This is a genomic window from Bacillus sp. GC_Bacil_1, from assembly GCF_026540675.1.
Lineage (GTDB): Bacteria > Bacillota > Bacilli > Bacillales > Bacillaceae_G > Bacillus_A > Bacillus_A cereus.
Window position 1 is genome coordinate 56,874 of record NZ_JALNUG010000020.1, and the last position, 13,577, is coordinate 70,450.

A 13,577-nucleotide genomic window follows, 5' to 3' on the forward strand; every position below is an offset into this window, starting at 1 on the left:
ATGGTGAAGTTAGGGAAAAAAGAACAGCAAAAATATCGTACTGAAGGATATGATTTAGATTTTATTTCGAGGGTGCAGCCACAAGGTGGCATTAAATTTAATGAGAAGTACATAGCGCAAGGCGATTGCTATGTTGCATGTTTACATGTGTACTCTTTAGCTGAAGACATTCCTCCGCTATGGCTAACGGCACTCATGAACAATAAAGATACGATTTCAAGTGTAGATATAGCGACTGCAAATAAAGAAGAAGTAGTAAAAGATATTAACCGTTCCATTACGGAATTAAAAGACCGTATGACATCAGAGCGTCGCTCTACGGATCGTGACGATGCTCATTGGGAATTGCAAAATTTAACTGACTTCGCCCGTTCTATTACGCAGCAAGGCGAAATTGTAAAACTGGTGAAACTAAGAATATATATCTACGATCCAGTACTAGAACAATTAGAGAAAAGAATTGGGGATATTAAGAAAGAAATTGCGGGGCAGAACTATAAAGCGCAAGTGTATGTTTTTAAACAAAAAGAAGAGTGGCAAACATTGTTTGCAAGCTACGACGATCAAATAGAATACTTGGGAGTGAAAAGTGGACGTCCATTACCTTCAAAAAATATTGGTTTTGGTATTCCTTTTCATCATCAAGATTTAAAAGACCCAAGAGGAATTTACTTAGGACAAACCTCAACAGGTGGCGCATTTATTTTAGACCCGTTTTTCTCTACAGGTACTCGAACATCATTTAGTGGTTTTATTTTTGGTAAGATGGGCGCTGGTAAATCAACACTACTTAAACAGCTCGAAGAGGGCTTGGTTGCGAAGGATTGCTTCATTCGTGGGTTTGATAAAGCAAGAGATTATTACACAGTTGTACAGCAGCAAGGCGGTAAAATAATTGATTTAAGCGGGGTTCAAGATTCAGAAGAAGTAGAAACAGGAATGATTAATCCTTTGGAAGTATTTGCAACAAAAATCACAAATACAGGTGCAGTAGATGAAAAGGGTTCGTTCATTCAACATATTTCTAAAGTCACAAATATGATTCGATTCTTAAATACAGAGTTTGATGATACGGTGATTCAAGAGTTTCGTAAACATTTGTATGCTTTCTATATTGAGTGGGGGCTTGTACCTCAAAAGGGAAGTGAACGTCCGTACAAAGTAACGGGATTTCCTCCTAATCACTATCCAGTCCTAGAAGATTTCTATAAATATCTTAGTAATTTAAAACTGGAAGCAGGGGCAACACCACAACGTCACCGTGATTTAGAAGCAATCAAATTGCAGGTGGAGGACATGATTACGGTGTACGGTGACATGTTTAACGGTCATACAACACTTAAAAACTTTGAAAATGAACAGATTGTTTTCTTTGATATTGATGGGATTTCAAAATATGATAAATCAGTTTTTAACTGTCAGTTGTTTACCGCATTAACTTTGATTTGGAGTCATGCGCTTAAAAATGGTCGTCAAATGAAGTACTTACGAGAAGAGAAAAACTTATCAATAGAAGACGTTAAGTACTTTATGGTTTTCCTTGATGAGTGTCATAACATTATCAATTCGCAAAATGAATTTGCCAATCGTTATGTGCTAGAGTTCAAACGTGAGATGCGAAAATTCTTTGCAGGTATATTTTTTGCAACACAATCACCGCAAGAAATGTTACCACCACCGGGAAGTACAGTGGATGTGTCTACGATGAAAGCCATCTTTGAATTAACTCAATACAAAATATTCTTGAACATGGATAACTCCGTATTAGAGACTTTAAAAAGCGTTTTAGGTGAGAGTTTAACAGAATCAGAGTTTCGTATCTTGCCTGAGTTAAAACGTGGAGAAGCAATTGTACAAGTGAGTTCTACTGAGACATATAACGTGATGTTTGATCCTGACGAGAAGCAATTAGAGCGCTTTAAAGGTGGTCAGTAAAATGGCAGCTACACAAGAAACAGCAATAGAAAAGTATAAGAAAGTAAAAAGAATAAAATGGCTCGTTCGCTTGTTAGGTGGTTCTACAGGAATAATAATTGCGGCAGCCATTACGATTCTTTTAATTGTCAGTATGGCGATTTTGGGTGGAGAAAGCTCTACAGGTACACCGAATGGTGGCATAAGTGGGAATGCTTCAGTACAGAATTTACCACCTGAGGTCATGAGGTGGCAATCAATGGTGGAACAGGAATGTGCAGCGCAAGGTGTACCAGAGTTAGTTCCATATGTGCTAGCAATTATTATGGTAGAGAGCAATGGTATTTCAGAAAAACTACCTGATATTATGCAGTCTTCAGAGTCACAAGGTTGGGCAATGAATACAATTTCTAACCCAAAAGATTCTATTTATTATGGTGTGATGCATTTAAAAGGCGCATTTGATGATGCGAAAATGCTAGGGATTAATGATTTGTTAGCCATTGTACAAACATACAACTTTGGTCGTAATTATGTGCATTGGTTAGCAGCAAATAGTAAAACGCATTCTTTACAAACGGCTGATTATTATTCTTTAACAGTTGTTGCACCTGCTGGTGGTAATAGGAATGGAACAACAATTGGATACAGTCAACCTGTAGCAATTGCTTACAATGGTGGTTATCGCTATATCAATGGCGGTAACTTTTATTATGCAGAAATGGTGAAACAATATTTAAGTTTTAATAACGGGACTGCACCAGTAAATGGATCAGAAACTTTTAAAAAAATAATGGAGGAAGCTTTGAAATATAACGGAAACCCGTATGTTTGGGGCGGTAAAACTCCTGCACAGGGGTTTGATTGTAGTGGATTAACATCTTGGGCATTTAGAGCAGCAGGAGTCAATTTAAATGGTTCAGCATCAGAACAATACTATGCAACTGTAGAAGTTGATCCAAAAGATGCACAACCGGGCGATTTAGTTTTCTTTAAAGGGACATACGGTGGACCCGATCATGTAAGTCATGTAGGGATATATGTTGATGCAAATACAATGTATGATTCTGAAAATGCAGGGATAGGTTATCACCAATTTACATCGGCAGGATGGCAAAAGTACTATGCAGGAATTAGAAGAGTTGTTCCAAAATAAAAAAGAAATGGGTGCAAAATAAATGAATAATCTATCAAAGATTTTAAGTGGAGCGTTGATTTTATCACTGGCGTTTAACGGAATATGGGCATATAACACAACGAAAGAGTTCGATAAGAAAGATAAAAAATATCGTGTGGCTGTAGCAGAAAAAGAGAAACAAATTGGGGATTTACAAGTGAAGTTGGAGCAGGAAAGTAAAAAGGTAAATGAGGGTGCAGCGGACGAAAATAAAAAAGAAAGTAATCCAACAGTAGATTTACAAAACAAATATAGAGAAGTTGCAAATCAATTCGTACATGCTTATTTAGATTACTCGGTACAAAATAAAGGTGAAAGACGAAACAACTTGTTAAAAATAACGGACAAAAAGGTAGTAGATGTAGTAGCACCTAATACAGACGATTTAGGCGATCCAAACTTCAAATCACATGTAAATAAGGCTGCGATATACATTAATTCAGAAGGTGATATTTCTAAGAAATGTACGGTTTTACTTGATGTGGAGTACACAATTGAGGGACTAGAAAATAAAAAAACAACGATCAACAGTGTTGTAAAGATAACGCTAGAAAAGCAAGGAGAAGAAATCAAAGTTGTAGAGTATAATCCGTATCCAGCGAAGCGATGAATAGAAAATGATGTAATGGAAAAGCCCCTTACTAACTAGTATGGGGCTTTTCGTTTAACAAATAAATCTAACAGGAAGGAGTAACATCATGCTTTTGAGTGAGCTAAAACCCAATCATGATTATATAAAAGAAGGTAGGTATTTAATTTTAAGTCTACGAAAAAAGAAGGGGATTCGGAAAGATAAGTTTATTGAAATTCCAATAACATGGTTTGATTATAACTTTGGGGAAAAAGTGGAATGGCTCATTGTACGTGAATATCAGTCTAGTGTTAATGGGAAAGAAAAGTATACAAATTATAAACTTGAAAACATTCACGCTCAAGTGAGCGTAGTAAATGTGAAAGGAGAAACAACAAAATGAATTTTAATTTTGGAATGAATAAGGAAGGTAGAAAACCTGCAAATACAAAAAGGAAGGCGTATTTATATACTTTAGGAAGCTTTTTTACAGTGTTTTTTGTACTTTGTATTTCTCCTGTTTTTAGTGGAGCGACATATAAATTTGAAGAAATGAAAATAGGTGAGTATCAGAGTTTGTCCTCCACGGTAAAGATTTCAGTTGCAAAAAAAGAATACAATCCAGTCAATCAAACGTTACGAATTGATTATGAGTTAAGGGCAGATAATGACTCTCAAATTCTAAGTAATATGAAATACAAAGTAGAGAATAAATACATTAAACAAAAAGATAATCACGTAAAAACGAAGGTTTATCGGGCAAGTGATAACTACATTGTGGTCATTAGTGAAAATGTTCCTGAAGAATTTGGTGTTGTATCTTCGGTTGTGAAGCCTGAATATATTCATCCTGAATTGCAAACGGACGTGGATGATCTAAAGGAACGGAGCTTGAAAACGTACGTTTTAGAAAATGAAAAATTGATTAATAAAGAATTGAAAAAGGAATCGAAAGATTTCTATGAAAAAGAGTATCTTGCATTTTCGCAACAGGGATTGAGAAAAGAAATGAAAGAAATGGAGAAGAAAATTGATGATAAAGCTTCAGCTATGAAGCAATTAAAAATCAAAAATGAAAAGTTAACAAAAGAAATGGAGTACCAAACAGAGGGCGAAAAAGTGAAAACAAAAAACACAATCAATTCAAATGAGTCTACTATTAACAATCATCAAAAGGAAATTGATATGTTAAAAGAAGACATCAAAATGAAAGAAAAGAAAATTCAATTGTTGAGCGAAAAGAAAAAAACAATATAAAAAATAGTGTTTTTGAGTGACCACTGAGTGACCACCGAGTGCCACGGAATGACCACTATCCTTAAAATATGACCACTGAGTGACCACTCAGAGAGGAATAGTGATATCAATTTGAATGAAGTAGAAACCTAATAGGCACAGCCTATTTAACCACTTTGTTTACAAAGTGATATCAGGTTTCCTTATGCTCTTTTTTTCATCATTGCCTTTAGTTAAGTTTATACCAAGCTAGAGGGGGATATAAACGATCTGTATGTCTAGCAATTATGCATAGTTAGTTGATAAAGAAAAATAAAGTAGGTGGGTATATGGAAATTCATGTTCGGAAGGCTAATCCACGTTATGTAGCTGAAATTGATAAAAGGTGTAAGGAAATTGGGAAGAAGTTAGGGAGAGCTTACTATCGTTGGGAGTACATTAATATGATGTTCGAACAACATTTTGACCAAGAATATAGCAGGAATAAAGAAGATAAATTTGATGAAGCAGTTACAAATGTTTCTATAACATTAGATAGACAGAGTGATAAGCTGCAAGAGTATATAGATGTTACAAATGAACTTGTGGCTGCAATGATAAAGTTAAAAGAAGAGTAGAGGTGTTATAAATGGCTTATGTAAAGTTATTTCAATTTAGAGGGAATCAAATACATGTTGATATCGTACAAGACTTTCTTAAGCAGTACCCAGAGTATCCAAAGGAAGCAGATGTGTTGCGACACGCTATTGTACTATTAGATGAAAAAATGAGAGTAGGAAAAGGTCATGATGATGTATCACTTTTGAAAAAAGAAGTGAAAGGTTTAACGCAATCTGTTAATACAATGAAACAACAAATGGATGTATTAATTAAGTTAAACATGGAACTTATCTCACGATCAGGGAGCGATTTAAGTTTAGAAGAATTGCAGAAAGAAGTTAAAAGTGAAATTGCATCTGCTGTTACAAAGAAGTCGGAAGGTAAGTTCTCTCGAACTGTTAAACGTGAATCAATTGAAGTAAACAATGAGGAAACGTTCCAAGAGCAGGAACACATACAGAGAGAAGTTAAAACACCGTCTTTTGCAAAGAAAACATTACCGATGATTACGGATGATGTACAAATTGTCATGAAAAAAGGTAAACCACATAAGGCAATTTCTAGATTAGGACAGACCATGTATGAGGAAATTGAGTGGGAACAAATCCCCGAACATAGACGGAAAGAATTAGAATAACTTGAAGGAGAATGATGTATGGGGAAATCACCAAGTATCATATTAACATCTCAATATACCATTCCAAATCAAAAGAGTTTTACAACGTATGTAGATTATTGCATGAGACAAAAAGCACTTTTGAAAGATGGACATACCTTAACAAATACAGAATTAACCGAACTGAGTCGATTGCAAAACGCAATTGACTCTTTTGATATGGAGAGGGGAAGTCCTCATTCTAATCAAAAGAAAGTGAGTGTATCTGAAAAAGAAGCTGAAGCAAAAGTGCTTTTAACTTCTCCAAACAGTTTTAATACTACGACTGATTTTGAAAAGTATGTTAGCTATATGGGAAGAAAATATGCGCTAGAAAGCAAAAAGAAAATGACTAAAACGGAAGAAGAAGAGGTGTCATTGCTTAATAAACATATAGAAGATTTGTCTCCTGAACAAATGCAGGAGAAGATAAAAGCAGAAGAAATTTTGTCAGGTGTCTTTTCGAAAAATAAAAATGTCATTACCTCCAATGATTTAAATGAAATAAAAGAGTTGGTGGGAAAAGCACAAAATAAAGGTTCGGTTTATTATCAAGATGTTATCTCATTTGATACGGACTTTCTAATCGAACAGAAACTATATGATCCTGTAACGGACGTGTTAGATGAAAATCGGATTCGAAATGCAAGTCATAAAATGATGGAACAGTTATTCAAGGATGAAAAAATTGAAGAGAATAACGGCTTTTGGTTTGCATCTATTCATCGGAATACAGAACACATTCACATTCATTACGGAACGGTAGAAAAAGAAAATAGAAGAAAATTGGTTGAAGTGAAAGTGGATGGTGAAGTTTTTTATGAGCCAAAAGGGAAACGAAAACAAAGTACATTAGATCATATGAAAACCACTTTTGCGAATTCCCTCGTAGATCGTACAAGTGAGTTGAGTCGAATCTCGAATCTAAGAAATGACTTAGTACAAGAAGTCAAAAAGGAGTATTTACAATCAAAAGATAAGCAACCAAATAGGGAAGTTACTTTATTACAAGAGATATACAACGGGTTACCTAGTAACAAGAAAGATTGGACATATGGCAGCAAAAGAATGCCGAATGAAACAAGAAATAAAATTGATGAACTGACAGGATTGTTAATGAAAGACAATCCGATTTTTAAGGAATACCAAGAAGCTGTAGAAAAAGAATCAAGTTTTCAAAAGGGTTTATATGGAGAGTCGGAAAGGGAAGATAAGGATTACGCAAAGAATCAAATGAAAGATATGCAGAAGCGTATGGGTAATTCCTTACTAAAAGAATTAAAGAAAAAGAACCCTTATGAAGATAATCCGCTGTATCAATTTCAGCAAAAAAATGAACAGATTAAAAAGAAATATGAAAGGGGGCGGTCAGAAAAAAGAAGAGAATACACTACTTATTCTCCATACAAACCGCCATTAATTCGAAAAAAAGATGTTCGAAATATTGAAGCAGCGTTGAATGATGATTTAACAAAATGGCGCGCAGAACAAGAGTATGAGCGTGTACAGGAACGAATTGCACGACAACAAGAAATGGATTATTAATTTAAAAGGAGGATTTAAAGTGGAGAAAAAAGTGTATTATTCCATCGTTTCAAGTACGAGATTTAGCCGTAACGAAGAAAATAGAAGTGTGATTGAAGAGAATATAAAGAAAGGAGAAAATCATTTTTTAATCAGAGATGATGATTATGGTGAGTGTTTTGAGGTGGATTTTGAGAAGAATATAACTGAAGAAGAAAATGAAAACTGGATACTGGAAGCGGTTATTGATTTTGCTAAAAAATATGGAATTAGTGAATTTGAACTGTGGAAAAAACATGAGGGTGAACCTACATATGATAAAGGATTTGGAATTGTGATAGTGGGTTCAATGGATAATCCGATTCTAAAATTTAAAGAAGTGTATTCAGGTTCGTTAGAGGATTGGAATATAACTTGGGGCAAAGGAAAACAAACTTACGAAAAAATATACTTCAAATTAGCGCTGTAATAATAGAAAGGTAGTGTGTAATATGTCTCAAAACAATTTTTATATGATTGAACATGTGGATCAAGTAAAGAATGAGGTTCATCTAAGTAAGTATTTATTTAATAAACAAGTTATTGTAAAAGTTTCTAAAGAAGAAGCGGCAGCCTATGCCGATTTTATGGATGGAGCAGCGGAAAACGATAGTTTACCATTTGTAAAATATGATGAAGAACGAGGGGTAATTTGCGAATGACTTACACGAAAAAGAAATATACACCCAAGACAAAAGAGCAAATTAAAGAAGAAACAAAAGAAATAATGGACAAGGTTCTTACGGATATTACGAAGTATTATAGATCGCCAGAGGATATGTTAGAGTTAGCAAATTTCATGGCACAGTTTAGTAACTATTCTCCTAGAAACATGCAGTTAATTAGATCGCAATTTGAAAATGCGTATGCATGTGCCAATTTTAAAACATTTAAAGATGCAGGATTCCATGTAAATAAGGGTGAAAAAGCAATGAAAGTTTTTCATCCTTATATAAAGGAATTTGTGAGAGATCCAAAAACAAAATTAGCAATTCCACTAACTAAATTAACAGGGGAACAAAAGCAACAAGTGAAAAATGGTGAGTTGAAAGTGGAGAAGCAAACAAATTATTACTTGAAAGCAACAGCCTTTGATATTTCGCAAACAAATGCAAGTCCTGAAGACTTGCCAAAAATATTCCCGAATCGCCAGTTTGATTTTGAAGTGACAGAGGAAAACAAAAAGCTGTTAAAGTTAGGTATTCAGGCATTAGCTGAAAAAGAAAATATTAAAATTAAAGATATGGGACAAGGTGCATTGATTAAAGAATTAGGAACTATACATGGCGCATATGTTGAAGTAGCAGATTCATCTTTTGCTCAAATTGTAATGAATACAAGGAACACTGAGACGAAAGAGTTGTCAGTTGCAATCCATGAATTAGCTCATGCGAAGTTACACAAAGAAGAGATTGTAAATGACCGCAAAACCGAAACAGAAGAAGTTTTTCAAACGGAATCCGTTAAAACGGTGGGGTCGGTAATGAAAGAGCATGGCGCTATGGAGGTAAAAGAATCAAGAACTATCCCTGAAGTTGGGAAGCGATATGTTGGGAAAGATACAGTTCATGAGGAAGAACAACAGCAAGTTTTGCAAACAAGAGAACAGGCAAGAAGACATTATATGATGAAACACATGCTTGGTCGTGGTTACTAATAAACGAAAGGGGTGTAAGAAATGAAGTATAAAACGCATCTTACAACAAGCCTAGCGGTTGCTCTGCCTGTCTTGGCATCAACGGGCAACCTTACGGTTGGGAATGTGATAGCGGTTGGTTTTGGGGCTTTGTTGCCTGATATAGATGAACAACATTCATGGATTGGCAGAAGAACTCGTGGAGTATCAGATTTAATGAATACGGTATTTGGTCATAGAGGAATTACACACTCACTATTTGGATTGGTGCTTGTGTTGATTCCTATTTTATTTGCCGTGGGAATGACCCCATTGTCCTTTACGAATGGGATGTGCATCCTTGCAGGTTACTTTCTACATCTAGTGGAAGACAGTTTCTCTAAAAAAGGGATTAAGTGGCTGCTGCCATTATCCAATAGAAACTTTCAAAGCGGATTCCATGTTTTTTACTACAGCTATAACGGTATAGCGGAAAAAATGATTCTAATGATTAGTACAATCGTAGTTATTTATGAACTGTATTCATATGGAATGGCAAGTTTTCAATTTGGAGCTTCAGGGATTTTAGAATCCTTTAAAGCGTTATTTAGTTAAGGTCAATCAAATACAAATATGAATAAATCGAAAAAGATCATGTGAAAAAGCATGGTCTTTTTTTAATGGAGGAATTTTCATGGAACAACAAACGAAGAATACCAAAAGATATACAAAAGAGGAAATTGAAAAGGCAGCATCCCTTGATATTGTAGATTATTGTATGCAAAACGATATCCCCGTAAAGTCTGATAGTGAACGTTATTACCGTTTAGCGGAACACGATAGCTTAATCATTGATAGGAAGAAAAATCAGTTCTACTGGAACAGTAGAGGGGTTAACGGGAATATTATTAAGTTTGTACAGGAGGTAGAAGATGCTTCGTTCCCTGGGGCGATGCAGCGATTACTGGACGGAGAACAGGACTATGAAAAAGCTTCAGAGGTTACATTTGTGAGTGAGCCTTATGATTGTGAACATTTTGCGGAAAAAGAAGTACCTCAATTCGATAGAGCAAGAGAATATCTGACTGAGGAAAGAAAGATTGATCCGCAAGTTGTAGATGCATTGCATAAAAAAGGGCTCATTAAGCAAGATAAGTACAACAATGTATTGTTCCTTTGGAAAGACCGTGAAACGGGAGCGGTAATGGGTGGATCAGAGCAAGGAGTTGTAAAATCGGATAAATACAAACGTGGGGCGTGGAAAAGTATACAAAAAAACTCTACGGCTAACTATGGCTTTAATGTATTAAATGGTGAACCACGAAATCTTAAGTTCTTCGAATCATCAATTGATTTGTTGAGTTATGCATCGCTACATAAACATGACCTTAAAGATACGCATTTGGTTAGTATGGAAGGACTGAAACCACAAGTAGTATTTAATTACTATATGAAGAGTCAAGAGCGGATTGGTGATGTTCCTGACAGTCTTTCATTATGCGTTGACAATGACAAAGCAGGTAAAGCCTTTGCGGAACGATTGATACATTTTAGATATGAAAAGAATGATGGAAGCATAGTTGCGTTTAAACCTGAGTATCCGCAAGCGCCGTCTGAAGAGAAAAAATGGGACTGGAACGATGAGTGTAAACGTGTAGCTAAACAACAAGAGCAAAGAGAGCAAGGAAGAAGGGCTGCGTACTTGCAACAACGAGGGATGGAAAGATAAAAAAATGATGATAATTAAATAAAAATAATATATAATGAGTATATAGCAATTCAGTGGAGTTCTTTTTCTGTTTCACCTCCGTAATGATATAAATGAAAAGAAATAGGGACATATTCAGCGGAGTTCTTACTCGTTCACCTTCGTAATGATATAAAATAAAAGAACGATGATTAAATTAGAGTAGCCTTACTTTAGTAGGCGCGAAAAAATTGGTGTAGCCTTACCGTAGTAGGCATTCATAATGAATTGTAAAAGCAGGAGGATTATTCTTCCTGCTTTTTTGTTTGTTGAATAGAGTTTGTTTGAAGAGCGACATAGCGATATGTTGCTCTTTTTGTTTTTTACTAAAAAATATTTGAGAGGAAGTAATACACATGACTACATTAATTATTGCGGAGAAACCATCACAAGCGAAAGCATATACAGAAGCATTCCCGAAAGCAGAGAAGAAGGATGGATACTTTTCTATTACGCCTTGTTCCTTAATGCCGAATGGAGCGAATATCACATGGGGATACGGGCATTTAGTTGAACTGAAAGCACCACAAGATTATAAAGCAGAGTGGGAAAAATGGGATATGTCACAATTGCCAATCTTACCGGAGCGCTACGGATATAAAGTATCAGCAGATAAAAGAAAGCAGTTCAACATTGTAAAGAAACTAATGAAAGAAGCGGATTGTATTACAATCGCAACGGATATTGATAGAGAGGGTGAAGCAATCGCACGTTTAATCATTCAAGAAGCAGGCTGTTCTTCTAAAAAAATGAAACGCCTTTGGATCAACAGCTTAGAAGTGGATGAAATTAAAAAGGGATTTCAGAACCTGAAGGAAGGTGCGGAGTTTGAGAGTATGTTTGCTGAAGCACAGGCTCGTCAAATTAGTGACTGGGCAATTGGTATGAATGCAAGCCGATTATATACGCTTTTATTACGTCAAAAAGGCGTACAAGGTGTTTACAGTGTAGGGCGTGTTCAGACTCCTGTTTTATGTCTTATTAATCAACGGCAGCAGGACATTAAAAACTTTAAGCCATCCCCTTTCTTTGAATTAGAAGGGCAATTTAAAGGCATGAATGGAACATATAAGGGAAGATACAAAGAGCGATTCCAAACAAAAAATGAAGTGGCATTGCTACTGAAGAAACATCAGCTGTCTGAAGGAGGGAATCAGCAAGGAGCGGTTAAATCCGTGGAAGTAAAGCCGAAGAAACAAGAAGCACCAAAGTTGTTTTCGCTGTCCTCCTTACAGGCTTTAGCAAATAAAAAGTACAAGTATTCACCTGCTGATACGTTGAAAATTGTTCAAGAGCTATACGAAGCAAAACTTGTGACCTATCCACGAACAGACTGTGATTACATTACAGAAAATGAATTCGCTTATTTGGTACGAAACGTAGAGGGATATCAATCTGTTATAGGAGTATCCTTCCAACCAAAATCATTAGAGCCGAATAAACGCTACGTTGATAATCAAAAAGTACAGGAGCACTATGCCGTTATAGCGACTAAAAATGTTCCTTCGAAACAAAAGGTAGATCAATTATCAGACAAGCAGCGCAACTTGTACATGGAAGTATTAAAGAGTGTATTGGGTATGTTCCATGCGCCTTACGAATATGAGGAAACGATTATTACAACAGATATGAATGGATTGGAGTTTACGACAAAAGGAAAAGCGGAAAAAGCATTAGGATGGAAAGAGCTATACAAAGCGGATCAGCCTAGCGAAGAAGAAAGCGAAGACAGGGAATCCCTCCTTCCTGTTGTGCAAAAAGGCGAACTTGTACAAGGGAAGATACAAACGAAAGAAGGTATCACAACACCACCAAAGCCCTATACAGAGGGACAACTCATTACATTAATGAAAACGTGCGGTGCTTCAGTAGAAGATGAAGAAAGTAAAAGTATCCTAAAAGAAGTAGAGGGACTTGGTACTGAAGCAACACGAGCTGGTATTATTGAAACGCTCAAAAAACAAGAATATATAGAAGTGAAAAAGAATAAGGTGACTGTTACACCGAAAGGTGAAATTCTTTGCGAAGCCGTGGGCGGAACATTATTAGCGAAGCCCGAAATGACAGCGCAATGGGAAGGGTATTTGCGTAAAATCGGGAAGAAACAAGGCTCTAAAGAGGTGTTTGTTGCGAAGACAGGAGAATTCACTAAGCAGCTGATTGTAAATGCTACGAAGTCGATTGGTGAGCTTCAGATAGATAGCAAAGTGCAAGAAATGAAGACAAAAGATTACGTAGGTAAATGCCCGAAATGTGGCAAAGACATAGCGAATCGCAAAACATTTTACGGGTGTACAGGCTATAAGGAAGGTTGCAAGTTCTCGCTTCCAAGCGAATTTTTAACAAAAAAATTAGCGAAACAAACGTTAAGAAATTACTAGTAGGTAAGAAAACAGGATTGATTAAAGGGATGAAAGGAAAATCAGGGAAAGAATTTGATGCGTATTTGAAGCTTGATTCTAGCGGAAAGATCACATTTGAATTAGCTAAAAAATAAAC

General features: G+C 35.8%; 12 protein-coding genes and 2 pseudogenes. All 14 read left to right on the forward strand.

Annotated features, from left to right (window positions below):
- On the forward strand, positions 1-1,935 hold the full coding sequence (locus tag OXT04_RS24360) for a VirB4 family type IV secretion system protein (protein ID WP_267418177.1): 1,935 nt from the start codon (positions 1-3) through the stop codon (positions 1,933-1,935).
- Between the two features lies 1 nt (position 1,936).
- Complete coding sequence (locus tag OXT04_RS24365) at positions 1,937-3,070, forward strand: bifunctional lytic transglycosylase/C40 family peptidase (protein ID WP_267418178.1); 1,134 nt, start codon at positions 1,937-1,939, stop codon at positions 3,068-3,070.
- A gap of 22 nt (positions 3,071-3,092) precedes the next feature.
- Positions 3,093-3,701 (forward strand): hypothetical protein, encoded by a 609-nt coding sequence (locus tag OXT04_RS24370; RefSeq protein WP_098488416.1) that lies wholly within the window; start codon positions 3,093-3,095, stop codon positions 3,699-3,701.
- Between the two features lie 88 nt (positions 3,702-3,789).
- Complete coding sequence (locus OXT04_RS24375) at positions 3,790-4,065, forward strand: DUF5513 family protein (RefSeq protein ID WP_000926955.1); 276 nt, start codon at positions 3,790-3,792, stop codon at positions 4,063-4,065.
- Positions 4,062-4,919 carry a hypothetical protein gene (locus OXT04_RS24380; protein WP_267418179.1) on the forward strand — a complete coding sequence of 286 codons (858 nt, stop codon included), beginning with the start codon at positions 4,062-4,064 and terminating at the stop codon, positions 4,917-4,919. Before OXT04_RS24375 ends, OXT04_RS24380 begins: the two co-directional genes overlap by 4 nt.
- 308 nt (positions 4,920-5,227) lie before the next feature.
- Positions 5,228-5,515: a hypothetical protein gene (locus OXT04_RS24385; RefSeq protein WP_000402459.1), complete on the forward strand. Its 288-nt coding sequence runs from the start codon at positions 5,228-5,230 to the stop codon at positions 5,513-5,515.
- An 11-nt stretch (positions 5,516-5,526) separates the two neighbouring features.
- Positions 5,527-6,135 carry a hypothetical protein gene (locus OXT04_RS24390; protein WP_016085093.1) on the forward strand — a complete coding sequence of 203 codons (609 nt, stop codon included), beginning with the start codon at positions 5,527-5,529 and terminating at the stop codon, positions 6,133-6,135.
- A gap of 18 nt (positions 6,136-6,153) precedes the next feature.
- On the forward strand, positions 6,154-7,698 hold the full coding sequence (mobP2, locus tag OXT04_RS24395) for a MobP2 family relaxase (protein WP_016085092.1): 1,545 nt from the start codon (positions 6,154-6,156) through the stop codon (positions 7,696-7,698).
- Positions 7,699-7,717: 19 nt separating this feature from the next.
- Positions 7,718-8,146 carry a DUF5514 family protein gene (locus OXT04_RS24400; RefSeq protein WP_016085091.1) on the forward strand — a complete coding sequence of 143 codons (429 nt, stop codon included), beginning with the start codon at positions 7,718-7,720 and terminating at the stop codon, positions 8,144-8,146.
- 22 nt (positions 8,147-8,168) lie between these two features.
- On the forward strand, positions 8,169-8,378 hold the full coding sequence (locus OXT04_RS24405; RefSeq protein WP_267418180.1) for a DUF5511 family protein: 210 nt from the start codon (positions 8,169-8,171) through the stop codon (positions 8,376-8,378).
- Positions 8,375-9,170 (forward strand): annotated as a pseudogene (locus OXT04_RS24410) (ArdC family protein); the annotation flags it as partial. The gene OXT04_RS24405 and the pseudogene OXT04_RS24410, both read left to right, overlap by 4 nt.
- A gap of 224 nt (positions 9,171-9,394) precedes the next feature.
- Complete coding sequence (locus tag OXT04_RS24415) at positions 9,395-9,946, forward strand: metal-dependent hydrolase (RefSeq protein WP_267418182.1); 552 nt, start codon at positions 9,395-9,397, stop codon at positions 9,944-9,946.
- A gap of 79 nt (positions 9,947-10,025) precedes the next feature.
- The gene (locus tag OXT04_RS24420; protein WP_267418183.1) at positions 10,026-11,060 is read left to right on the forward strand and encodes a DUF3991 and TOPRIM domain-containing protein; all 1,035 of its coding nucleotides are present in this window, start codon (positions 10,026-10,028) and stop codon (positions 11,058-11,060) included.
- Positions 11,061-11,434: 374 nt separating this feature from the next.
- Positions 11,435-13,575: pseudogene (locus OXT04_RS24425) on the forward strand (type IA DNA topoisomerase).
- Positions 13,576-13,577 lie beyond the last annotated feature (2 nt).